This window comes from Brevundimonas sp. AVps23W (assembly GCF_058681395.1).
Map to the genome: position 1 here is coordinate 885692 of NZ_CM178738.1, position 22951 is coordinate 908642.

The following is a 22951-nucleotide window of genomic DNA, read 5'->3' on the forward strand; positions in this document are numbered from 1 at the left end:
CGTCAGAACTCTTCCCACTCGTTCGCTTCAGGCGCTGCGGCGAGCGCGGCGGATCCCATCTGCCGCAGAGCCGGCGAGGAGGGCGCGCGGGGCGTGCGTGGCGGCGGCGCACTATTCGCGGCCTTCCCCGGTTGCCTTACGGCGCTCTGGCCGGTCACCTGGAACCGGGCGAGCAGCGAGGCCAGACGCGCGCCTTCCTGCGTCAGAGTGTGGCTGGCGGCGGTGGATTCCTCGACCATTGCGGCGTTCTGCTGCGTGACCTGATCCATCTGGTTTACCGCTGTGTTGACCTGGTGAAGCGCCGTCGATTGCTCCTGGGTCGAGGCCGTGATCTCGGACATCAACTGATCGATTTCCATCACGCGCGCGACGATCGCCGACAGGGCCTCGCCGGTCTCGCCGACCAGACTGACGCCCGACTTCACCTGCACGGAGGATTCTGTGATCAGGGATTTGATCTCGCGCGCAGCTTCGGCGGACCGCTGGGCCAGGGCCCGCACTTCGGAGGCCACGACGGCGAAGCCGCGTCCGGCTTCGCCTGCGCGCGCCGCCTCGACGCCCGCATTCAGGGCCAGCAGATTGGTCTGGAAGGCGATCTCGTCGATGACGCCGATGATCAGACCGATCTTGTCGGCCGAAGCCTCGATCTCGCCCATGGCGTCGACCGCGCGGTGAACGATCTCTCGAGATTTTTCCGCCGCGACGCGCGACGTCTCGACGACCGTAGCGGCCTGGTTGGCCCCCTCGGCGGTCTTCTTCACCGTGGCGGTGATTTCGTCCAGGGCTGCGGCGGTTTCCTCCAGTGTCGCGGCCTGTTGTTCGGTGCGCCGCGACAGGTCGTCGGCGGCTTCGCTGATTTCGCTGGCCCCGGCCTGCATGGCCTGGGTGTTGCCCGAGATTTCCGCCATGGCGGCGTCGAGCTGGGCCATGGCCTCATTGAAGTCGTCCTTCAGCCGCGCGTAGCTGCCGGGGAAGTCGGTGTGGATCCGTGCTGTCAGATCGCCCTGCGCCAGCGCGGTCAGGGCGTCCGCCGTGGCGGCGACGACGCGGCTCTGTTCGGCTTCGGCCTGTGCGCGCTTGTCGTCCGCCTCGCGTCGAGCGGTCTCCGCCGCCTCGATATACAGGGAGATGACGATGTCCATGTCCAGCATGGCCGCCTTGATGACGCTGCCGATGGCTTCACCCAGGGCGTCTCCGTTGTCTTTTCGGCTGAACAGCCCGCGCTTGCCCTCATGAGTCTTGACGATCGCCTTGATCAAGCCGCTGAGGATCAGGCCGTAGCCGCCGATGTACCAGCGTGGTTCAAGCCCGATCCGGGCATGGGTCTGACCGATCCGCCGGACCCCCTCGATATAGTCAGGCGTGAAATCGCCTGCGGCGATCAGCGACCAGTGTTGGGCCTGAGCGCTTTTCGCTCCGCCTATGTGGCTTTCGGAAGTGAAGAAGCGCGCGACTTCCGGCGTCGCGCGAACCTGATTGTAGAAGGCGTCCAGGCTCTCCCCCAGGGCGGCTTCGATCGCCGGCCGCGTGGCGGACAGAGCCGTCTTGGCTCGGGCGTCCAACTTCAGAAAATCCAGACGTTTCTGAAGTTCCATATCTGCTGACATGCTCGCCCTTCCTATGCTTTCGCAATGATGGCCGGTTAGGCCTACGGCAGGGTTAATTAGAGTTGGGTTGTGAAAAGGTTGCTGTACGCAACTTTCTGCCAAGCAGGCTAGGCGGCTTCGTCCCGTGCGCTGGCCTCTAAAGTCTGGACGACAAGGTCCAGCAACGGAGATATGGCGCGCATGGCTTCGACGGCTCGAGGCGTCAGAACACCGGCGAGATGGCTGTAGTTGGCGCGACGTCTTGCGAGATGTTGCTCTCCAACCGCTGTGAGCGTCAGCAGGGTCACCCGCCGATCGGTCGGATGGGAACTGCGGCGGATCAGATCGTCTTTGACGAGGGTGTCGACCAATCGGGAGATCGTCGCCGCCGGTTGGTTCATCACCTCCGCCAGGACGCATTGCCTGACGCCGCTTCGCCCGACGCTTTCCACGACACGCAGAGCCTGCACCGCGGATTCGTTGAGGCTCTTGTCGACGAGGAGATGATCGAGAAGCCGATCCAGCTTCTGAACCAGCGTGTCAAAACCAATCAGCGCCGCGCCAGCGTCGTCATCAACCGACGACAGTTCGGCGGTGATGATTCCACGTGATCCCATGGATTATTTCTAATCCTGAGAATGCGGATTTCAATCGTGACAAGTACTTACTTGGCGAACTGGCGCGTAGAGATTGATCAGGCGGGATAAAAGCTCAGGCGCGCCGGGCTGCGACGTTCGCATCGTCTTGACGATTTTCGTTCTGGCTGCGGTTCTTTTCGGAAGCGGCCTCGGGCAGATGCAGATCGTGGACATTGGCGTTCAGTGTAAAGGCGAAGGCGGCGCCCCCCAGAGTGCTCGGGGCGAGATCAATTGCGCCGCCGTGGGCCTCTACAATAGTTCGGCAGATCGAAAGCCCCAGCCCCATTCCGCCCGGCTTGCTGCTGACCAGGGGGTCGAAAAGCTTGCTGGCCATTTCCGTCGGCACGCCGGGCCCATTATCACTGACCACCATACGATATCCGCCAGCAGTCGGCCGTCCCGAGATTTCCACCTGCCGCGGCGTCCCGTTCGGAGGCGCGTCCATCGCGTTCCTGGCGAGGTTGAGAACCACCTGCTGCAGTTGGACACGGTCGCAACGCGTGAAGTCGGAGGGGGCGAGGCGCGCCACGATTTCCGTCCTGGTTTCGCGCGCGTGAACACGCAGGATCGGCATGATTTCCTCGATCACCTCAGCGACATTCTCGCGGGTCTGGAAGCCCTTGTCATGGGTCAGGAGTGAGCGAAGACGTCGGATGATGTCGGTCGCGCGCTCGACCTGTCCTTTGGCCGCGCACATTATCTCACTCAATTCGCTCGCATCGGCCCCGCGTCGGCTGACGGCCGAGTCAGCCGCCGCCAGATAGGTGATGGCTGCGCCAAGCGGTTGATTGAGCTCGTGGGCCAGCATCGAGGCGAACTCTCCCAGCGAGTTCAGCCTCCAACTGTGGATGATCTGAAGCTTGACGTCCTGTAGCGCGTTTTCGGCCGCTACGGAGGCCGTCATGTCCTGAATGAACAGCGTGACCAAGTCTTCGCCGGCGTTGGAGAACCGCGCAGCCTGTAAATCCACGAAGGCTTGCCGACCATTGGAACGTCGTGCGCGCCGATGAAGGTCCTTTCCGGCGCTCCAGCTCAATGCGTTGAGGTCTTTGACTACGGACGGAGATGCAAGCGCCGCCACATCGAAATCATCGATCAGATCGCCAATATCCGCTGCCGGTGCGATCAAGTTACGGCCGAAGAACCGCTCGGCCGTGCCATTGGCGCAGCGAACCTTGCCGGATTTATCGACGGCCACAATCGCCATAGGGGCATCCATGAGGATGCTCTGTGCAAAGGACTCCAATCTTTCGTCTCCACCCACCCCCAAAAGACGTCTCGCCACTTAAAGGGAGAGTTGACGCTGTTGGTTGAATGGAAAGTCTATATATCAACTAGGAGGCGTATGGAACAACATTTCGACATAGTGGAATCTCGTATTGCTGATAATCAATAGCAACATATAAGGGGCGTTTCTTTAGCGCTGGCCGATATTTCATCGTGGGGGAGATGTCGTTCTTTCTAGTTGAGAATTGTTGTCGTTATCTTTTGGCCGAAGCGCCGCATCGACGATGACGGCGCCGGTCAGGGCGAGGCCCTGTAGGCCCTGTTCCACGGGCTCGGCCATGTGAGGGCGGTCGATGGACCTCAGGTTCAAGTAATCCGACACGGGCGGGCTTACGTAAATCGTGGCGTCTGCGGCCGGACCTGCCCTATTAGACGCCTCTTCACCTCGGATTGGACCGCCCCGCTTCATGACTGTATCGCCGCCCCGGATCGGAGGTCTGGACGTCCAGGGTTGGGGCGATCCCGAGGATCCGGTCGTCCTGCTGATCGGACCGCCCGAGCGCCTCTCGCCGGACTGGCGACAGTGGGTGCGGGCGCTGGAAGAGGCGGGGCGGCACGTGCTGCTGGCCCCCGTGCTGGAGGCGGGCGAAGAAGCCGCCGCCCTGCGGGGTTTGCTGACCGACATCTCGTCGCGACCCGCCATTCTGTGTGCGTCCGAGACCCTGGCCCATGTCGCGCCCGCCCTGGTCGTCACGGGGCCGGCCTTGGCGAGTTGCCTGATCGTCGTCGGCGATACGCCGTCGCAGGCTGAAGCGATGCTCGACGGCCTGCCGATCCTCTGTCTGGATCCCGCCGACCCAACTGAGACCGCAGAGGCGGCCATACTGGGCTTTCTGGAACGTCATGCTCCGCGCGACGCCCTCTATTATCAGGCTGGTTCCGACCCTCGCACCCTGCGCGACGCCCTGGGCTGTTTCGCCACCGGGGTGACGGTGGTGACGACGCTGGACGAGGGCGGCCAACCGGTCGGCCTGACCGCCAACTCCTTCTCCTCGGTGTCGCTGGACCCGCCGCTGATCCTGTTCTGCCTGGCCCGCAGCTCGTCCAATCTGGAGCGTTTTCAGCGGGCGGAGCATTTCGCCATCAACGTTCTGCACATCGGCCAGCAGCCGATGTCGGGCGCCTTTGCCCGGTCTTCGGCCGAGCGGTTTGACGGCGTGGTCTGGGAGACCTGGGACACGGGCGCGCCCATCCTGTCCGGTTCTCTGGCCAGTTTCGAATGCGCGACCCATCAGGTGGTCGAGGCCGGTGACCATCTGGTCTTCATCGGCCGGGTGACACGCGCCCGGTTCGAGCCGCGCCGCGATCCTCTGCTCTATTTTCGGGGGCGCTACCGTCGGCTTCATTTCGCCTGACGCAGCGGGCCGCCGGTTCACATCGGGCGGTCGGGTCGCTATCTCAGACGCCAATCAAGAGGAAACCCGTCATGTCCGATCCCGTCGTCATCGTCTCCTACGCCCGCACGCCGATGGGCGGTTTTCAGGGCGCGCTGTCGGACGCCAAGTCCACCGACCTGGGCGCGACGGCGGTAAAGGCGGCGCTTGATCGGGCGGGGCTCGATCCCAGCAAGGTCGAACAGATCATCATGGGCTGCGTCCTGCCCGCGGGCCTGGGCCAGGCGCCGGCGCGTCAGGCGGGCCTGGGCGCGGGCCTGCCGATTTCGACCGAGGCCACCACGATCAACAAGATGTGCGGCTCGGGCATGCAGGCCGCGATGATGGCGCACGACGCCCTGCTGGCCGGATCCGCCGAGGTGATCGTGGCGGGCGGCATGGAGTCGATGACCAATGCGCCCTATCTGATGCAGAAGCACCGGGGCGGCGCCCGGATCGGCCACGACGTCATTTCCGACAGCATGTATCTGGACGGGCTGGAAGACGCCTACGAGCCCGGCAAGCTGATGGGCCAGTTCGCCGAGGACACCGCCAAGGCCTATCAGTTCACGCGAGAACAGCAGGACGCCTACGCGACCGAAAGCGCCGGCCGGGCCAAGCGCGCCCAGGACAGCGGCGCCTTCGACGCCGAGATCACGCCGGTCGAGGTCAAGACGCGAAAGGGCGTGGTGGTGGTCGATCGCGATGAACAGCCGACCAAGTCCGACCCGTCCAAGATCCCCAATCTGAAGCCCGCCTTCGGCAAGGACGGCACCATCACCGCCGCCTCGGCCGCCTCGATCTCGGACGGCGCTGCGGCCCTTGTCATGATGCGCCAATCGACGGCCCAGGCCCTGGGTCTGACGCCGGTCGCCCGCGTCGTCAGCCAGGCCGCCCACGCCCATGAGCCCAGCCTGTTCACCACCGCACCGGTCTTTGCCCTGAAGAAGGCCCTGGCCAAGGCGGGCTGGACGGCCGACGACGTCGATCTGTGGGAGGTCAACGAGGCCTTCGCCATCGTGCCGATGATCGCCATGCAGGAACTGGGTGTCCCGCATGACAAGATCAACGTCAACGGCGGCGCCTGCGCCCTGGGCCATCCGCTGGGCGCCTCGGGCGCGCGGGTGCTGACCACCCTGCTGTCCGCCCTGAAGGCGCGCGGCAAGACCAGGGGCATGGCCGCCCTGTGCATCGGCGGTGGCGAGGCCACCGCCATGGGCGTCGAACTGGTTTAGACGTCGACCGCCGCGTCCAGGGCGTTTTCCTGGATGAACTCGCGGCGGGGCTCGACCACGTCACCCATCAGTTTGGCGAACAGGTCGTTGGCGTCTTCCTCGTGCTCGACCGAGACCTGCAACAGGGTGCGGGCGTTGGAGTCCAGCGTGGTCTCCCACAGCTGTTCCGGGTTCATTTCGCCCAGACCCTTGTAGCGCTGGATGGCCAGGCCCTTCTTGCCGGCGTCCAGCACCGCGTTCAGCAGGTCCAGCGGACCGCGGATGGTGGTGGACTTTTCCTTGCGGCGATAGACGGCGGGGGCGGCGAAGACGCCGTCAAAGGCGGCGGCGCGTTCGGCCAGACGGCGGGCGTCCAGCGACCGGATCAGGGTTTCTTCCAGCACGATGGTCTCTTGAACCGCACGACGGGTGCGGGTGAAGACCACTGCGCCTTGTTCGCCGGGCGCACCCGTCCAATCGCCGTCGCCCTCTTCGGCGTACAGGTTCAGGCGGACGGCGGCGGCGGCAGAGGTCGTCGCCATGTCAGAGTGTTCGGCGAACAGACCGGCCAGGGCCGCCTGTTCGATGGCGAAGCCGGGCGCACGCTGGCTGAGGCGATCGACGCCGGCCTTGAAGGCCTTGGCCTCGCGCACCAGGGCCTGAAGATCCAGACCCAGGCGACGTTCGCCGGTCGACAGGTCCAGCTCGGCCTCGGACGAGCCCTCCTCGATCAGATAGGAGTCCATCTCGGCCTGATCCTTCAGGTAGCGCGATTGCTTGCCTTTCGAGACCTTATAGAGGGGTGGCTGGGCGATATAGACGTGGCCGCGGGTAATCAGCTCGGGCATCTGCCGATAGAAGAAGGTCAGCAGCAGGGTGCGGATGTGGGCGCCGTCGACGTCGGCGTCCGCCATCAGGATGATCTTGTGATAGCGCAGCTTGTCGGCGTTGAAGTCGTCGCGGCCGATGCCGGTGCCCAGGGCCAGGATCAGGGTGCCGATCAGATCGGACGACAGCATCCGGTCGAAACGGGCGCGTTCGACGTTCAGGATCTTGCCGCGCAGGGGCAGGACGGCCTGGTTCTCGCGGTTGCGCGCTTGTTTGGCCGAGCCGCCGGCGGAATCGCCCTCGACGATGAACAGTTCGGACTTGGCGGGATCGCGCTCCTGGCAGTCGGCCAGCTTGCCGGGCAGGCTGCTGATCTCCAGCGCCGACTTGCGGCGCGTGAGGTCGCGCGCCTTGCGGGCGGCCTCACGCGCGGACGCCGCCTCGATGATCTTGGCGACGACCATCTTGGCCTCGACCGGATGTTCCTCGAACCAGGTGGACAGGCCCTCGCTGCACAGAGCCTCGACGGCCGGGCGCACTTCGGACGAGACCAGCTTGTCCTTGGTCTGGCTGGAGAATTTGGGATCCGGCACCTTGACCGACAGGACGCAGGTCAGGCCTTCGCGGGCGTCTTCGCCGGTGACGGAGACCTTCTCCTTCTTGCCGGCGCCCGAGCTCTCGATATAGCCGCCCATGACGCGCGTCAGGCTGGCGCGGAAGGCCGACAGGTGGGTGCCGCCATCCCGCTGGGGGATGTTGTTGGTGAAGCACAGCATGGTCTCGTGGTAGGAGTCGTTCCACCACAGGGCGAGATCCAGCTCGATCCCTTCCTTCTTGCCGCGAATGACGATGACGTCCTTCAGGATCGGCGCCTTGGACTTGTCCAGGTGGCGCACGAAGGCCTCGACCCCGCCCTCGTAGTGCAGGATCATCTCGATCGGCTCTGCATGACGCTGGTCGGCCAGTTTGATGACCACGCCCGAGTTCAGGAAGGCCAGTTCCCGCAGGCGGTGTTCCAGCGTCTTCAGGTCGAAATCGATGTGGCTGAAGGTCGTGACCGACGGATAGAAGGTGACCTCGGTGCCGCTCAGCGGCTTGCCGGTGTCTTCGCGGATCGGGGCGTCGCCGGTGATCACCAGCGACTTGACCGTGTCGCCGCGCTCGAACCGCATCTGATGCGCCTTGCCGTCGCGATAGATCTTCAGCTCCAGCCAGTCGGACAGGGCGTTGACCACCGACACGCCCACGCCGTGCAGACCGCCCGAGACCTTGTAGGAGTTCTGGTCGAACTTACCGCCGGCGTGCAGCTGGGTCATGATGACCTCTGCCGCCGAAACGCCCTCGCCTTCGTGAATTCCGGTCGGAATCCCGCGGCCGTTGTCGGTCACCGTGACCGAGCCGTCGGCGTTCAGGATGACCTGGACCAGGTCGGCGTGACCGGCCAGGGCCTCGTCGATGGCGTTGTCCACCACCTCATAGACCATGTGGTGCAGGCCGGAACCGTCGTCCGTATCGCCGATATACATGCCGGGACGTTTGCGCACCGCGTCCAGGCCTTTGAGAACCTTAATGGAATCGGCGCCGTATTCGGGCATTTCGGCAATCGGATCGGTCATGAAATCTATGGCTCTGAAGTCCCGACCGGGACGGGGATTGAGCGCCGCCTCGGGCGCTCGAATCGACGCCGGGATCGCACCGGGCCGAAGCCCGCAACATATAGGAATTTGCGGCGAAAAAGCGAGGAATTCCGGCGTGGAATCCTAGTCGTTTTCCAGGCCTCCGCCGGCGACGCGGACGAACTGGGCGCGGCCGTCCAGGCCGGCGAACAGGCTGCGTTCGGTGCCGGTCATGAAGGCCTGGAGGTTCAGGGCGACGATCTCGTCGAACAGGGCGGCGCGGCGGGCTTCGTCCAGGTGGGCGGGGGCCTCGTCCAGCAGCAGGACGGGGCGGGCGGCCCCGGCGGCGTCATGGTGCGACAGGCGGCTGATCTGGGCCAGGATCAGGTTCAGGACCAGGGCCTTCTGCTCGCCGGACGAACCCTCGGCGGCGGGGCGGTTCTTTTCGCGATGCAGGGCGGTCAGGTCGGTGCGGTGCGGGCCGAACAGGGAGCGGCCGGCGGCGCCGTCGCGGGCGCGGGCCTTGGCCAGGCCCTCGCGGATGGCGGCGGCGATCTCGTCTTCTTCGGCGCCGGCCTCGGCCATCTGTTCGGCGGGACCGTCCAGGCTCAGGTCGGCCTGGGGGAAGGGGCGGTCGCGGCGGGCGTCGATGGCGGCCTGGAGCGCGTGAAGGGCGGCGACGCGGGCCAGGGCGGCGCGGGCGCCGGCCTCGCCCAACCGGGCCTCCAGGGCGTCCAGCCAGACCGGGTCGGCCTCGCGCCCATCCTGTGCGTCGTTCAGAAGCCGCAAGCGTTCGCGCAGGGCCTTTTCATAGGCGGAGACGGCGGCGGCGTGGTCGGGATCGGCGGCGAAGACCAGCCGGTCGAAGAATTTCAGCCGCTCGGCCCGGGCGTCGGAGAACAGCCGGTCCTGCTCGGGCGTCGCCCAGACGGGCCGCAGATAGTCCAGTAACCGGCCCGGCTGGGCCGTCTCGCCGTCGATGCGGACGATGCGCCGCGCCGCGCCCGCCGTCTGGACCCCGGTGCCCAGCCGGGTCTCGTCGTCCAGCTCGACCATGACGGCCCAGGCGCGGCCGGTCGCTTCGCCGGGTTCGCGCCGGCCCATCTCGGCGGCGGTCGCGCCGCGCAGGCCTTTGCCGGGGGTCAGCAGGCTGACGGCCTCCAGCAGATTGGTCTTTCCCGCCCCGTTCGGGCCGTGGAGCACCACCGGGCCGGAGGCGAGCTCCAGCCGTGCGCCCGCATAGGAGCGGAAATCGGTGAGGGTGAGGGAGTTAAGACTCAAATCTATCCGCTCATCCCGGCGAAAGCCGGGACCCAGTCCTTTCGCTCGGCACGACCTAACCCAGCAGCGTCGGAAACAGATCCGCCCATGCCGGGTTCTTGCGCTCGATCAGTTCCAGCTTCCAGATCCGTTTCCATTCCTTGATCTGCCGTTCGCGCACGAAGGCCGCATGACGCGTTTCGTGCACCTCGTACCAGACCAGGAGCGCGACGCCATATCTACGCGTGAAGCCGGGACGCAGCTTGTCGCGGTGTTCGGCGACCCGCTTGATCAGATCGTCGGTCGAGCCGGTGTAAACCGTTCCGTTTCGGCGGCTGGCGATGATGTAGGTGAAGAACGCCAAGGCCAGTCTCCGGTGCGAACGAAAGAACTGGGTCCCGGCTTTCGCCGGGATGAGCGGAAATCTCTCGCCTACACCCGCAGCGGCATCAGCACATACTGCACGCCCGGATCGCCCGGATCGAGGACCAGGGTGGGCGACGCCGGGTCGGCGAAGCGGAAGGCGGCGTTTTCGCCGGTGATCTGGCCGGCGACGTCCAGCAGATAGCGGGCGTTGAAGCCGATCTCGAACGGTTCGTCGGAATAGCCGATCTCGACCTCTTCTTCGGCCTGGCCGGCCTCCATGTTGCGGACGGTCAGCTTCACCCGGTCGTTGTCGAAGGCCAGCTTCACCGACCGGCTCTTTTCGGCCGAGATGGTGGCGACGCGGTCGACGGCCTTGGCGAACAGGGCGTTGTCGATGTCGGCCTGTTTGTCATTGCCCTTGGGAATGACGCGCAGATAGTCGGGGAAGGCGCCGTCGATGACCTTGGAGGTCAGGGACGCCTCGCCCATCTGGAAACGGATCTTCTGAGCCGAGACGGTGATCTCGACCGGGCCGCCGGCGTCGTCCAGCAGGCGACGGACCTGATCAATAGTCTTGCGCGGCACGATGACGCCGGGACCACCGGCCGCGCCCTCGGGCGCCGGGGTCTCGGCCAGGGCCAGGCGGTGGCCGTCGGTGGCCACGGCGCGCAGCAGGGGCACGCCGGCCTCGGCCACCGTGTGCAGGTACAGGCCGTTCAGATAATAGCGGGTCTCTTCCGTCGAGACGGCGAACCGAGTCTTGTCGATCAGGCGCGCCAGGTCTTCCTTGGGCATGACGTAGGAGGCGCCGGCGCTGTCGGTGGACATGACCGGGAAATCGCCCGCCGGCAGGATCGGCAGGTTGAAGCGCGACCGGCCGGCCGAAACCACCAGCCGGGGATCGTCGCCCGAATAGAGCAGCGACACCTCGGCGCCTTCCGGCAGCTTGCGCACGATTTCGTACAGGGTGTGGGCGGGGGCGGTGATCTGGCCCTCGACGTTCACCGTCGCCTCGGCCTCGTCCACCATCTCCATGTCCAGATCGGTGGCCGCAAAGGCCAGCCGGTCCCGGCCCGCGCTGAGCAGGACGTTGGACAGGATCGGGATGGTGTTTCGACGTTCGACCACGCTCTGCACATGGCCCAGGGCCTTCAGGAGCGCGGATCGTTCGATGGTCAGTTGCATGTCGTCTCGCCCGGATGCGGCGACTCAGGCTGGAGCGCCGCGATAGAGGGCCTTGGACACTAGCGGATTGGGCGCAAGGAGCAAGGAAGGCGACGGAAGCCGTTCACAGATTTCTAATTCTCCCTCCCCTTCATGGGGAGGGGCGGCGAAGCAAAGCGAAGCCGGGGTGGGGAAATGTGTAAGCGCTCGGGTTCGCGCCCTTTCGGCCCCACCCGGATCGCTACGCGATCATCCCTCCCCATGAAGGGGAGGGAGATTCATCAGCCTCGCAGCTTGCGGGTCAGGGCCTCGACGTCGCGGGCGATCTGGTCGTCCTGGCCCATCAGCTCCTCGATCTTGCGCACGCCGTGGAGAACGGTCGTGTGGTCGCGCCCGCCGAAGCGACGGCCGATGTCGGGGTAGGAGCGGGTCGTGTGCTGCTTGCACAGATACATGGCCATCTGACGCGGACGGGCGACCGAACGGGTGCGGCGCTCGCTGAGCAGGTCGGCCTGTTTCAGGTTGAAGTGGTCGGCGACCGTCTTCTGGATCTCATCGACCGTGATGCGACGTTCCGGCCCGCCGCGCAGGGCGGCGCCCAGCAGGGTGGAGGCCTCGTCGACCGAGACGGTGGACAGGCGCGACCCGGCGGCGGCGGCCAGGGTGTTCACGGCGCCCTCAAGCTCGCGCATCGAGCCCGGCGTGCGATCAACCAGTTGGGCCAGAACCTCGGGATTGGCCTCGCCCTGGACGACGCCGAGGGCCGACAGGGCCTTCAGACGGTTCTGGGCGACGGCGATCTTCAGTTCGCGGTCGCCCGCCTCGACCGGGCAGGTCAGGCCGGCGGCCAGGTGGCTGCGCAGGCGCGGCTCCACCTCGGTCAGGGCCATGGGGGCGCGGTCGGCCGAGAAGACGATCCGTTTGCCGTCCTCGATCAGGGCGGTGAGGGTCGAGAGCAGTTCTTCCTGGGTCGAGGTCTTGCCGCCGACGAACTGGACGTCGTCCAGCAGCAGCATGTCGGCCGAGCGCAGGCTTTCCTTGAAGGCGGCGGTCGAACGGTCCTGCATCGCCTTGACGAAGGTGGACAGGAAGCGTTCGGCGGTCAGATAGACGACCTTGGCCTCGGGCCGCAGACGCTGGGCTTCCCAGGCGATGGCGTTCAGCAGGTGGGTCTTGCCGTAGCCGTAGGGGCCGCAGAAGAAGACCGGGTTGAAATGGCCGTCGGCCCAGCTGGCCACCTGTTTGGCGATAGCCAGGGCGAAGGCGTTGCCCTGGCCCTCTACGAAGCTGTCGAACGTTAGACGGTCCTGCAGGCCGGCGGCGCGGACGGCGCGGGCCCCGTCGGCGATGGGGGCGACGGTCGGGTTGGCGAGGGCGGCCAGACGCGGGGTGGCGTCCAGAACATTGCCGGTGATGATGGCCGAGGCGGGGGGCGCCGAACCCACTTCGGCGCGGCAGCGGACGTCCAGGCGGCGGTTCAGGCCGTCCAGTCCCAGCCACAGTTCGTTCATCCGGCGCAAAGCGTTCTTGCGCACCCAGTCACGGGCATAGGCGGTGGGGGTCACCAGGATCAGCTGGCCGGCGGAATCCATCCGCACGGCGGAGGGCGCGATATAGGAGGAGAAGGGGCCGTCGCCGATTTCGGCCCGCAGACGCAGGGAGGCCTCGTTCCAGATACGATCCGGGTCGGTCATATTCGATCCGTTCAAGCCACTCACCGCCGCCGTCGCACCCCCAACCATAATTCCGCCACCCGCTTCAAAAACTGTTCCGACCTTCGGCACTTCAGGGCGATGGTTCAGGGACGACTTCTCCTGCTCCGAAAAGCGATGCTTTTCGGGCGGGGCCGAGCTCCTGGACAGACATCTCCCGCCAACGCGAAACTATCGTCCCGCGCCGTCTTCATCCGTATTGGGATGGAAGTGCGTTAGAGGCCAAAACTTACGCCGCGCGCCGGTCGGGTCAACGCTGATTCGTTGGTCGATTCGCAGTTAAATTGTTTGACTCCGTCAAACGCTAATCCTGCTTGGGAAATTCCCCATTTTGGGCGTGCGAAGTCCGTATTCGTGCGTAAAGAGAGTTAACCGCCAAACGCAAAACGGCGAAGGAGCAGACGCTCCCTCGCCGTTGAAAACGCGAACTAATGTCGTAACGGAACGGCGACAGCCGCTCCGTATGCTGGGAATCCCGAAAGGGATTTAGGCGGCCGAAAGCTTCTTCAGCTGGGCGGCCAGACGCGAGACCTTGCGCGACCCGGTGTTCTTGTGAACGACGCCCTTGGAGACGGCGCGCATCAGTTCGGACTGGGCTTCCACGAAGGCGGTCTTGGCGACGGCGGCGTCGCCGGCGGCCAGGGCTTCCTGGAACTTACGCAGATAGGTGCGGACGCGCGAACGACGCGCCTTGTTCACTTCGGTCCGCGCTTCGATCTTGCGGATCGCCTTGCGGGCGCCGGGGTTGTTAGCCATTTCAAACCTTCGAACGGAAAACGCCGCGGAGCACACGTCCACGGCGCGGAAATCTCAAGAGGGCGGGCCTATAGCCGAAAGCCCGGAGGCGGTCAACGCGGAGTCTGCTTTCCGCGCCCTAGGCGTTGTCCGGAAGCGGGCGATAAAGCTTATTCAACGAAATACCGGCCAATATCCGTTCAAATCGGAAGCCGCATGTTCAGATTACCCCTTCTTGTCGCCCTCGTCTGTTCTCTTTGGGGCATGGCCGTGGTCGCTGACGCCTCAGCTCAGGCGAACAGTGTAGCGCGATCCCCCCTTGAGTTGGCCCAGGCGGTAGAGCGACGGGCCGGCTCCACCAATTTTGCGGCCCTGGAGGCCTTTGGTCTGGAGGCGATGAGGCGCAATGATCGCGAAGGCCTGCAACGTCTCTACCATGTCGCCTGGGTTTTTCTGAACCAGGGCGAGTTCGATAAGGCTCAGAAGTGGAACGAGCGCTTAGCCGAAGCTGCCCGCCATCAGCGAGACCAGCGCTATGTCCGGATCGCCCAGCTGAACTTTCTGACTCTGCGATATTACAAGGGCGAGACGTCGGCCGCCGAAGAGATGCATCGGCTCGCGGCGATGGAGCCGGACTGGTTTGCACGCATCCACGCGATCCGTCTCTGGGCGCTGGCCCTTATGGACCGAGACAAGATCGGCGAAGGTCTGAAGCTTCTGGCGGACGCCGACACCCTCGTACCCGACAAAGCCCCCTACGCGCAGGTCGCCAGGGCCGGTCTGTGGGAAGTCGCAGGCGTCGGTCTGATGAGGTTGAACGACATTGATGGAGCCACAGCCGCCTTCGGTCAGTTCGAGATCGATCTGTCCAACCCGGATTATCCACGACCGGACTTCGACGCCATCTACAATCTTTCGCGGCTTTCGGCCCAGCTGGGCGACGTCGAGCAGGCGAAGTATTTGTATCAGGTCCACCATCGGTTGACCCTGCGCGCCGGCTTGCCCAGCTTGGCGGTCTATGACGCCCGGCTTTGCGCCATAACGGCAGAGGCCGCCGACGCGCCGCAGGACGTGTTGCGCTGTCTGGAACCCTATGGCGAAAGCTGGGGAGACGCTTCCTTTATCGCGGCGCAGTTCTTGCCGGCCCGCGCGATAGCGCGCGCCCGGACGGGCCAGATCGCCGGCGCGCGCAGCGATTTGGAGGAGATCCGCCGCCGTGCCGGGGCTACTCGTTTCCGGGAAGAGGACCGGTCGGACATCGTCCATGTCGAGGCGGAGATCCTGTTCGCCGAGGGGCGCTTGTCCGAAGCCTTCGTCAAGTTGCGGGATCACGCCCGCGCGGAGCGCGTGGCGGACGCTCGACGCTTTAGCGGCGGCATTCGTCAGGTCACCGGCGATATGCAGCACCAACTGACGGAGCGACGCGCCCAACTGGAGACGGCGCGGGCGAATACAAGACTTCAGGGGGTGCTTTTGGCCTTCTGCGTGATCTTCGTCTTGTCGGCGGTCGCCGCCTTGCTGTGGATGTGGATCCAGGCCAAGGACCTGCGCGTCGCGCGTCGACGCGCTGAAGAAGCCAGCCGGTCCAAATCAGAGTTCCTGGCGAATATGAGCCACGAGATCCGTACCCCGCTGAATGGGGTGGTGGCCATGGCCGACGCCCTGATGCGCGCCCGCCTGGAGCCGCGTGAACGCGAGATGGTCGAGGTTATCCGGTCCTCCGGCGTGACGCTGGAGCGGCTGCTCTCCGACATCCTCGACTCCGCCAAGATCGAGGCTGGAGAGATCGCGCTGGAGCGGTCGATATTCGACCTGGGGGACACGGTGCGCGGGGCTGCGGCCCTGTACCGGCCGAGGTCGGAGGAAAAGGGCGTCGCCCTGCGCGTTCAGATCGACCCTTCTGTCGAAGGCGCGGTGGAGGGCGATGTAGTCCGGCTGCGCCAGGTGCTCTCGAACCTGATCTCCAATGCGCTGAAATTCACCGAGTCGGGATCCGTCACGGTCACGGCGGCCGTTGCGGACCAAGGGCGGGTGCGTTTTACGGTCAGAGACACCGGCTGCGGCTTCGACGATGAGCAGAAGTCGCGCATCTTCAATCGTTTTCAGCAGGCCGACGGCTCCATCACGCGCCGGTTCGGCGGAACGGGCCTGGGCCTGGCTATCTCGAGAGAGCTGGTCGAGTTGATGGGAGGCGTTCTGGACTGTCGCGGGCAGGCGGGCGAGGGGGCGGAGTTCTGGTTCGAACTCCCCTTGGCCCATGCGCAGGCCGAAACAGTTGCGGCCGTCGTAGAGGTTCAGGACGAGCCGGCGGATGGCGGCGACGTCGCCTTCCCCGCCCGTGTCCTTCTGGCGGACGATCATCCGGCCAACCGCAAGGTCATCGAGATCATGCTTGCGGGCCTGCCGACCGAACTGATCATTGTCGAAGATGGTCGCCAGGCTTTGGACGCCGCCAGACAGGGTGGTTTCGACCTTGTGCTGATGGATATGCAGATGCCGGTGATGGACGGCCTGACCGCCACCGCCGCCATTCGCGCGCTCGAGGCGGAAAAAGGTTGGGAACGCACGCCGATCATCATGCTGACGGCGAACGCCCTGCCTGATCACATAGAGGCCGGGCGTGTCGCAGGCGCTGACGGCCATCTGTCCAAGCCGATCACCCTGGTCGCCCTGCTCGACGGCGTGGCGGCGGCTATGGGGTCGGTCGAGCGGATGAAGGGTCTGGTCGCCGCCTGACGCTCAGTTGCGGAAGTCGGCGGGTTTCAGCCCGTGGCGCTGTAACTTGTCGTACAGGGTCTTGCGCGGGATCTTCATCTCTTCCAGCACGGCGACGATATCGCCGCGGTGGGCCTGAAGCGCGCCGCGCAGCAATTCGCCCTCGAACCGGTGCAGCCGGTCAGGCAGGCTTAAATCCGTCTCCTGGCCGCCATGTCCTTCCTCCAGGTCCAGCACGACCCGTTCCGCGAAATGGGCCAGTTCGCGAATATTGCCGGGCCACTCTTCCTCTAGCAGACGGCGGCGGACGCCATCGGTCACGCTCGGCGGTTCGACGCCGTGGCGGTCGGCGGCGCGGCGCAGAAAATGGGCGAACAACAAGGGAATATCCTCGCGACGCTCGCGCAAGGGCGGCACCCGCAGCCGCACGACATTGAGCCGGTAGAACAGGTCCTCGCGAAAATCCCCCCGCCGCGCCGCCTCGCCCAGGTCGATCTTGGCCGAGGCCAGGATGCGAAGATCCAGCACCCTGGGCTCATTGGCGCCGATCGGGTGGATCTCGCGCTCCTCGAGCACCCGCAGCATCTTGACCTGGACCGCCAGCGGCATGCTCTCGACCTCGTCGAGAAACAGTGAGCCGTTGTGCGCGCGCTCCACATGGCCGACCCGGCGACGCATAGCCCCGGCGAAGGCGCCCAGTTCATGGCCGAACAACTCGCTCTCGATCAAACCGTCGGGCAGGGCGCCGCAGTTGACGGCGACGAAGGGCGCCAGCCGGCGGCGGCCGCCGTTGTGCAGGGCGCGCGCCACCGCCTCCTTGCCGACGCCGGTCTCTCCCTCGATCAGCACATCCATGCGGGCGTCGGCGATCTGCGCAATGGTGGCCCGCAGCGAAGTGACCGCGCGCGACGAGCCGGCCAGCGGCAGTTCGTGCCCGCCGTCCGCCCCGGCCAGAGCTATGAGGCGCCGATTTTCAAGCACCAGGCTGCGCTTTTCCAGGGCTCGGTTCAGACTGTCCTGCAACCGCTCGAATGGAAACGGCTTGGCCACGAAATCATAGGCGCCGTCGTGCATGGCGGCGACGGCGTCGGCTATGTCGCCATGGCCGGTGATCATGATGACCGGCAGGCTTGGATCGACGTTCTGAAGCCGTGTCAGAAGCTGGCGGCCGTCCATTCCGGGCATCCGCAGATCGGTGACGACCACGCCGGGAAAACCGGCGGTGACAGCCTTCAACGCCGGTTCCGCGCCGGCGAAGGCTTTCACTTCCAGCCCCTCCAGCGTCATGCGTTCCACCAGAGCCTGGCGAAAATCGGCGTCGTCCTCGACCAGGGCGACGGTTTGGGAAGAAAAAGGCTGCATCAGGCGGCTTTGAACGAGGCGATAAAGGTTGCGCCCCGGGCGGTGGGGATCAGGTCCAACTCGCCGCCGAAACTGGCGATGATGTCACGACAGATGACCAGGCCCAGGCCCAGGCCGTTGGCGCGGGTGGTGACGAAGGGGGTGAACAACTGGCTGGCTACCTCTGGCGTTACTCCGGGGCCGTTGTCGGCGAAGATCAGACGCACCCGTTCTCCCAGACGCTCTATCGTCAGGATCAGTCTGGCGTCGTCCTGGCCCGCCATGGCTTCGGCGGCGTTCTTGATCAGATTGACGATGACTTGTTCCAGCCGGAACTGATCGGCCAGAATCCGGATGTCGCCGTCGCCGACCCGTTCCAGACGTATTCCACCTTCCTCCAGTCTTCCGCGTGTCAGTTGCAGCCCGCCCTGGATGGCGTCTTCCAGGCGGATTTCGTCGATGCTGGGGGCGGCCTTGCGCGAGAAAAGACGCAGATCCTGGGTGATGGCCCCGATCCGACGGGTCAGGTCGCCGATCTTTCGCAGCGCGTCGCGCGCCTTGTCCGTCTGGTCTCGTTCCAACAACAGAACGGCGGTGTCCGCTTGGGTCCAGATCGCGGCGACGGGCTGGTTGATTTCATGGGCCACGCTGGCGACGATCTGACCCAGCGCCGCCAGCTTGCTGGCCTGGACCAGTTCGTCGCGCAGCAGCTCCCGTGCGGCCTCGGCGCGCCGCCGCTCCTCGATCTGCCGGTTCAGGGCCTGATTGGCCTTGTGCAGTTCATGGGTGCGTTCGCCGATGCGGCGTTCAAGCTCCAGTCGGCCTTCCTCCTCGGACCGAGCGCGGACAATGGCCTGATGCCGTCGTCGCAATATCAAGGCCGCAGCGAGAGCGAGCAGGCTGGTGATCAGCAGGGCGAGCCCGCGCGCTCCCGCCACGGCGGTCCCGATCACGCCTCGCTCCGGGGTCAAAAGATGCAGGGTCCATCCGGGCGTGGCTGTCCCGGTTTCGGCATGTATCCAGGTTTGGGCGCGGCCTTCGCCAACGGCCGCGCGCACCAGCCGGGGACGATCTCCGGGCGGGGTCTGGAAGGGCAGGGGCGCGAGGGCGTCGGGGCGTAAGGTCAGGTCGGTCAGGCTGAGACGACGCCGAGATTCGTTCATCGGTCCTGTGCTGCGGAAACGCCATTCCGGCACGCTGGTCACAAGAACGACGCCGCCCGGATCGGCCACCCAGGCGGGCTCGCCTGATCTTCGCCACTCGGACTCCAGGGCGTCGAACTCGAGTTTCAGCACCACCACGCCTAGGGGCGTTCCGTCTCCGGCGTCCACGCGGCGCGAAATGTACAGGCCGGGTCGTCCGCTGCGCGTGCCGAGCGCGTAGAATTCGCCCTTGGCGTCGCGCATGGCGTTGGTGAAATAGGGCCGGAAATCATAGCGGACGCCGACGAAACTGGTGGGCGTTTGCCAATTGCTGGACGCCAGGGTCAGGCCCTTGGCGTCCAGCACATAGATGACGGTTGCCCGCGTCTGGGTCGCCAGCCGTTCCAGTTTGCGGTCAACTCGATCCACGGCGCGGCTGTCGGGTCTAGCCAGTAGATCCGCAACGTCGGGATCCTCTGCCAGGACGACGGGTATGGTGCGCTGCTTTTCCAGTTCGCTGCGCAACAAGGCCGCGTGCATCGCAGCGCCGGCGGTCGCCTGTCGTTCCAGCTCATCGATCGCGTCCCGCCGAGCGGCCTCGCCGGCCACGCCCCCCACAACAAGGCTCGCTGCCAGCCAGCCGGCCGCCAGCAGCGCCCATGGACTTCGGACGATACTCGACGCTTTTTCGATAAGGTTATGGCTCGCGCGCAGCTTCATTCCGCATTTGTGCGATAGTTCGCACAAATGCGCGACTTTTTTGTGCGGCAGGTCGCACTTCCAGTAAGGGGAAAGGGCGTGTCGTTAGGTAATTATTGCTCTAAATCAGATATTTAGATCATCCTTCGAATGCGCTTGGATGCTCGAAAGCCGTGCGGGACATTCGTCATCGGAACCTCGACGTCAGTAGCGAGGGCCGCCGAGGAAACCGCGGGATGGTCCCGCAGTGACAGGAGTCTCCCGTGATCGCGCTTCCTTCAGCCGCTCAGCCGGCCGTTCGTCGGCCATTCTACCGGCATCTCTATTTCCAGGTGCTGACCGCCATCGTGGCGGGCGCCATCATAGGGCATTTCTGGCCCACATTTGGGGAAAGCCTGAAGCCGCTGGGCGACGCCTTCATCAAACTGGTGAAGATGATCATCGCTCCGGTCATCTTCCTGACCATCGTCACCGGCATCGCAGGCATGAGCGACATCGGCCGTGTCGGCCGCGTGGCGGCCAAGGCCTTCGCCTATTTCCTGACCTTCTCGACCCTGGCCCTGATCGTCGGTCTGATCATCGCCAATATCGTCCAGCCGGGCCGCGGGCTGAACATCGACCCCGCCTCCCTTGATGTGGGCGCGGTCGCCAAATACTCCGAACAGGCGCACGAGACGACCATCACCGGCTTCCTGATGGGCATAATTCCGGACACGATGGTTTCCGCCTTCTCCGAGGGCAATATCCTGCAGGTTCTGTTCGTTTCGGTCCTGTTCGGCCTGGCCCTGGCCATGGTCGGCGATGTCGGCAAGCCGGTGCTGAACTTCCTGGAATCGATCAGCCACGCCTTCTTCAAGCTGGTGGCCATACTGATGAAGGCGGCGCCCATCGGCGCCTTCGGGGCCTTCGCCTTCACCATCGGCAAGTACGGCATCGGTTCGATCGCCAACCTGGCCGCCCTGGTCGCCACCTTCTACATCACCGCCATCATCTTTGTGGTCGGCGTCCTGGGCCTGGTCGCCTGGGCCAACGGCTTCAATATTCTCAAGCTGATCCGTTATCTGAAAGAAGAACTGCTGCTGGTCCTGGGCACCTCCTCTTCGGAGGCCGCACTGCCGTCGCTGCTGAACAAGATGGAACGCGCCGGCGCGTCGAAGTCGGTGGTTGGCCTGGTCGTCCCGACCGGTTACTCGTTCAATCTGGACGGCACCAACATCTACATGACCATGGCGGCTCTGTTCATTGCCCAGGCGCTGAACATTGACCTGACCCTGCAACAGCAGGTCCTGTTGCTGCTGGTCGCCATGCTGTCGTCCAAGGGGGCGGCCGGCATCACCGGCGCCGGCTTCATCACCCTGGCGGCGACCCTGTCGGTGGTTCCTTCCGTTCCCGTCGCGGGCATGGCCCTGATCCTGGGCATCGACCGCTTCATGAGCGAGTGCCGCGCCCTGACCAACTTCATCGGCAATGCGGTCGCCACGATCGTCGTCGCTCGATGGGAAGGCGAACTGGACAGGGACGCCCTGAAGGCGGCGCTGAACGGGCCAGCCCAGCCGATCGCGGCCCGACCCGATCCTGCTGCCGGACCGGGTGACAAGGACCTGGTCACCGCCGACTGAATTCCTCCCGAAAAACAGGCGCCGTCGCGAAAGCACGGCGCCTGTATTGCATTCGGATTTCGTTCAACCGGCGATACGCAGTTCTGCTTATGCCGGTTTGGCCCTTCGTTAACGGTCAGGCTTTACGTCTAGCGTCAACGCCCATTCACCGACGAGTACAGTCCCATGATGATTCAACGCGCCCTGCTGGCTGGTGTCGGCTTCGCCGCGCTCAGCTCGTCGGCCTTCGCCCAATCGACGCCGTCCTCAGACGAAATCTCCGCCCTGCGCGCTCAGGTCCAGGCCTTGTCCGCACGCCTCGAGCAGTTGGAGGCTCAATCGAAGGCCCAGGCTGCGGCGCCCGCCGCAGCGGGAACCCCGTCGCCGGTCGCCACGGTCGCCCCGGCCGCTGCGCCGCGTCCTGCGACACAGGCGGCAAGCACGCCTTCGCCGGTCGATTGGGCGTCGGGCGTGCCCGAGCTCCGCAGCCCGGACGGCAACTTCACTTTCAAGCCGCGTATGCGCATCACGGCGGATCTGTCGAACACCTTCGGCTCTGACTTTGATGACCGGAACGTGACCACGACCGAACTGCGCGGCCTGCGCATCGGCGGACAGGGCAAGGTCGCCGGCGGATTCACCTACTGGGTTGAAGCCGATCTTGCAGACAATGCGGTCAGCGTCGCCAACGCCTTTATGGCCTACAACGCCAAGCTGGGCGGTCGCGACCTCGAAGTGTCGATGGGCCAGCGCCTGAACGACCGGGGCGTCGAAGGCGGCACGGCTGAGGATGTCGTTCCGTTCCTGGAGCGCAGCCTGATGGTCTCGACCGTGGGGCCGGAGCGCGGCGCCTACGGCGTCGGCGTGACCTCCAAACTGACCGGCAGCGTCTGGCACGCCTCGCTGTCGCTGACCGGCGACGCCATCAGCGGCGGCACGACCAACGACAGCGTCACCTTGATGGGCCGCACCCACTGGTCGCCGTTCAAGACGGACGCCGGCTTCCTGCACCTGGGCGGCTGGGGCTTTGTCGAGGATCTGACGCCGAACGCCTCGGTGGCGGCGCGCAGTCTGGTTGTGACCTCGCGCGGCAACGACAATCTGCGCCTTTCATCTGGCGCCTATACCGATCCCAAGGGCAGCAAGGGCCTCGGCCTCGAACTGGGCGGCGTGCATCGCTCAGGCTGGCTGATGGCCGAGGGCGGCAAGCGTGTGCTGGAAACCGCCACGCGTGACTATGACCAGGACGCCTACAGCATCTCGGCCGGCTTCTTCATCACCGGTGAGAAGCCGCCGCTTTCGGCCCGCACCGGCACCTGGTCTCGCCCCAAGGTTCTCAACCCCCTCGGCGCCGACGGCTATGGTGCGGTGGAAGTCGTCGGCCGCTACGACACGGCCGACTACAGCGATAACCTGACTGGCGGTGAGGCTGATACCTGGTTGTTGGGCGTGAACTGGTACCCGACCAACAATACGCGCATCTCCGCCCACTGGAGCGCCTGGTCAGTCGATAACAGGACCGGAACCTTTGCTGGCGACGACAGCGGCAACACCGCTACGGTTCGCGTTCAGACCGCCTTCTAAAGTCGAGGCAATAACCCGGAACGGCTAGCCGTTCCGGGTTTATTCATAATTGAGATGCAAATCATTTTTCAGCAGAAATGGGCTGATTAGATG

The 22951-nt window shown here is 65.1% G+C and carries 16 protein-coding genes; 5 read left to right on the forward strand and 11 right to left on the reverse strand.

Features of this window, described 5'->3' with window-relative positions; translation table 11 throughout:
* Positions 1 to 2: 2 nt before the first annotated feature.
* The 3 genes from ACW177_RS04350 to ACW177_RS04360 all read right to left on the reverse strand — a co-directional run bounded on the left by ACW177_RS04350 (position 3) and on the right by ACW177_RS04360 (position 3431).
* Positions 3 to 1607: a globin-coupled sensor protein gene (locus ACW177_RS04350; protein WP_492027418.1), complete on the reverse strand. Its 1605-nt coding sequence runs from the start codon at positions 1605 to 1607 to the stop codon at positions 3 to 5.
* Between the two features lie 107 nt (positions 1608 to 1714).
* Positions 1715 to 2203, reverse strand: a complete 489-nt coding sequence (locus tag ACW177_RS04355) for a MarR family winged helix-turn-helix transcriptional regulator (RefSeq protein WP_492027419.1) — start codon at positions 2201 to 2203, stop codon at positions 1715 to 1717.
* Between the two features lie 94 nt (positions 2204 to 2297).
* Positions 2298 to 3431, reverse strand: a complete 1134-nt coding sequence (locus ACW177_RS04360) for a sensor histidine kinase (RefSeq protein ID WP_492027420.1) — start codon at positions 3429 to 3431, stop codon at positions 2298 to 2300.
* A gap of 487 nt (positions 3432 to 3918) precedes the next feature.
* Here ACW177_RS04360 and ACW177_RS04365 point away from each other — a divergent pair, with 487 nt between their 5' ends.
* Together ACW177_RS04365 and ACW177_RS04370 are read left to right on the forward strand one after the other, a co-directional pair.
* Positions 3919 to 4866 carry a flavin reductase family protein gene (locus tag ACW177_RS04365; protein WP_492027421.1) on the forward strand — a complete coding sequence of 316 codons (948 nt, stop codon included), beginning with the start codon at positions 3919 to 3921 and terminating at the stop codon, positions 4864 to 4866.
* 71 nt (positions 4867 to 4937) lie between these two features.
* On the forward strand, positions 4938 to 6119 hold the full coding sequence (locus tag ACW177_RS04370) for an acetyl-CoA C-acyltransferase (protein WP_492027422.1): 1182 nt from the start codon (positions 4938 to 4940) through the stop codon (positions 6117 to 6119).
* Here the strand turns inward: ACW177_RS04370 and gyrB are convergent.
* The 6 genes from gyrB to rpsT form a co-directional block, all read right to left on the reverse strand.
* Positions 6116 to 8542 (reverse strand): DNA topoisomerase (ATP-hydrolyzing) subunit B, encoded by a 2427-nt coding sequence (gene gyrB / locus ACW177_RS04375; RefSeq protein ID WP_492027423.1) that lies wholly within the window; start codon positions 8540 to 8542, stop codon positions 6116 to 6118. The genes ACW177_RS04370 and gyrB overlap by 4 nt on opposite strands.
* A gap of 144 nt (positions 8543 to 8686) precedes the next feature.
* Positions 8687 to 9829 carry a DNA replication/repair protein RecF gene (gene recF / locus ACW177_RS04380; RefSeq protein ID WP_492028072.1) on the reverse strand — a complete coding sequence of 381 codons (1143 nt, stop codon included), beginning with the start codon at positions 9827 to 9829 and terminating at the stop codon, positions 8687 to 8689.
* Positions 9830 to 9878: 49 nt separating this feature from the next.
* Positions 9879 to 10166: a GIY-YIG nuclease family protein gene (locus ACW177_RS04385; RefSeq protein WP_426026538.1), complete on the reverse strand. Its 288-nt coding sequence runs from the start codon at positions 10164 to 10166 to the stop codon at positions 9879 to 9881.
* A gap of 68 nt (positions 10167 to 10234) precedes the next feature.
* Positions 10235 to 11353 (reverse strand): DNA polymerase III subunit beta, encoded by a 1119-nt coding sequence (dnaN, locus tag ACW177_RS04390; protein WP_492027424.1) that lies wholly within the window; start codon positions 11351 to 11353, stop codon positions 10235 to 10237.
* Positions 11354 to 11613: 260 nt separating this feature from the next.
* Positions 11614 to 13026 carry a chromosomal replication initiator protein DnaA gene (gene dnaA / locus ACW177_RS04395; protein WP_492027425.1) on the reverse strand — a complete coding sequence of 471 codons (1413 nt, stop codon included), beginning with the start codon at positions 13024 to 13026 and terminating at the stop codon, positions 11614 to 11616.
* 504 nt (positions 13027 to 13530) lie between these two features.
* Positions 13531 to 13800 carry a 30S ribosomal protein S20 gene (gene rpsT, locus ACW177_RS04400; RefSeq protein WP_492027426.1) on the reverse strand — a complete coding sequence of 90 codons (270 nt, stop codon included), beginning with the start codon at positions 13798 to 13800 and terminating at the stop codon, positions 13531 to 13533.
* 195 nt (positions 13801 to 13995) lie between these two features.
* Between rpsT and ACW177_RS04405 the strand changes: the two genes are divergently transcribed.
* Positions 13996 to 16515 carry an ATP-binding protein gene (locus ACW177_RS04405; RefSeq protein WP_492027427.1) on the forward strand — a complete coding sequence of 840 codons (2520 nt, stop codon included), beginning with the start codon at positions 13996 to 13998 and terminating at the stop codon, positions 16513 to 16515.
* 3 nt (positions 16516 to 16518) lie between these two features.
* Here the strand turns inward: ACW177_RS04405 and ACW177_RS04410 are convergent, their stop codons facing one another.
* Positions 16519 to 17856, reverse strand: coding sequence for a sigma-54-dependent transcriptional regulator (locus ACW177_RS04410; protein ID WP_492027428.1), 1338 nt, complete (start codon positions 17854 to 17856; stop codon positions 16519 to 16521).
* Positions 17856 to 19595 (reverse strand): sensor histidine kinase, encoded by a 1740-nt coding sequence (locus ACW177_RS04415; protein ID WP_492027429.1) that lies wholly within the window; start codon positions 19593 to 19595, stop codon positions 17856 to 17858. Before ACW177_RS04415 ends, ACW177_RS04410 begins: the two co-directional genes overlap by 1 nt.
* 344 nt (positions 19596 to 19939) lie before the next feature.
* Here ACW177_RS04415 and ACW177_RS04420 point away from each other — a divergent pair, with 344 nt between their 5' ends.
* Entirely contained in the window at positions 19940 to 21295 is a 1356-nt protein-coding gene (locus tag ACW177_RS04420) for a dicarboxylate/amino acid:cation symporter (protein ID WP_492027430.1), read from the forward strand.
* 165 nt (positions 21296 to 21460) lie between these two features.
* On the forward strand, positions 21461 to 22858 hold the full coding sequence (locus tag ACW177_RS04425) for an OprO/OprP family phosphate-selective porin (RefSeq protein ID WP_492027431.1): 1398 nt from the start codon (positions 21461 to 21463) through the stop codon (positions 22856 to 22858).
* Positions 22859 to 22951 lie beyond the last annotated feature (93 nt).

Bases quoted from the DNA above. Each gene is read 5' to 3' on its own strand.
- ACW177_RS04350 (WP_492027418.1), bottom strand. From the start codon at position 1,607: ATGTCAGCAGATATGGAACTTCAGAAACGTCTGGATTTTCTGAAGTTG.
- ACW177_RS04410 (WP_492027428.1), bottom strand. From the start codon at position 17,856: ATGCAGCCTTTTTCTTCCCAAACCGTCGCCCTGGTCGAGGACGACGCC.
- ACW177_RS04365 (WP_492027421.1), top strand. From the start codon at position 3,919: ATGACTGTATCGCCGCCCCGGATCGGAGGTCTGGACGTCCAGGGTTGG.
- dnaN (WP_492027424.1), bottom strand. From the start codon at position 11,353: ATGCAACTGACCATCGAACGATCCGCGCTCCTGAAGGCCCTGGGCCAT.
- ACW177_RS04425 (WP_492027431.1), top strand. From the start codon at position 21,461: ATGATGATTCAACGCGCCCTGCTGGCTGGTGTCGGCTTCGCCGCGCTC.
- ACW177_RS04370 (WP_492027422.1), top strand. From the start codon at position 4,938: ATGTCCGATCCCGTCGTCATCGTCTCCTACGCCCGCACGCCGATGGGC.
- dnaA (WP_492027425.1), bottom strand. From the start codon at position 13,026: ATGACCGACCCGGATCGTATCTGGAACGAGGCCTCCCTGCGTCTGCGG.
- gyrB (WP_492027423.1), bottom strand. From the start codon at position 8,542: ATGACCGATCCGATTGCCGAAATGCCCGAATACGGCGCCGATTCCATT.
- ACW177_RS04405 (WP_492027427.1), top strand. From the start codon at position 13,996: ATGTTCAGATTACCCCTTCTTGTCGCCCTCGTCTGTTCTCTTTGGGGC.
- ACW177_RS04355 (WP_492027419.1), bottom strand. From the start codon at position 2,203: ATGGGATCACGTGGAATCATCACCGCCGAACTGTCGTCGGTTGATGAC.
- rpsT (WP_492027426.1), bottom strand. From the start codon at position 13,800: ATGGCTAACAACCCCGGCGCCCGCAAGGCGATCCGCAAGATCGAAGCG.
- ACW177_RS04360 (WP_492027420.1), bottom strand. From the start codon at position 3,431: ATGGCGATTGTGGCCGTCGATAAATCCGGCAAGGTTCGCTGCGCCAAT.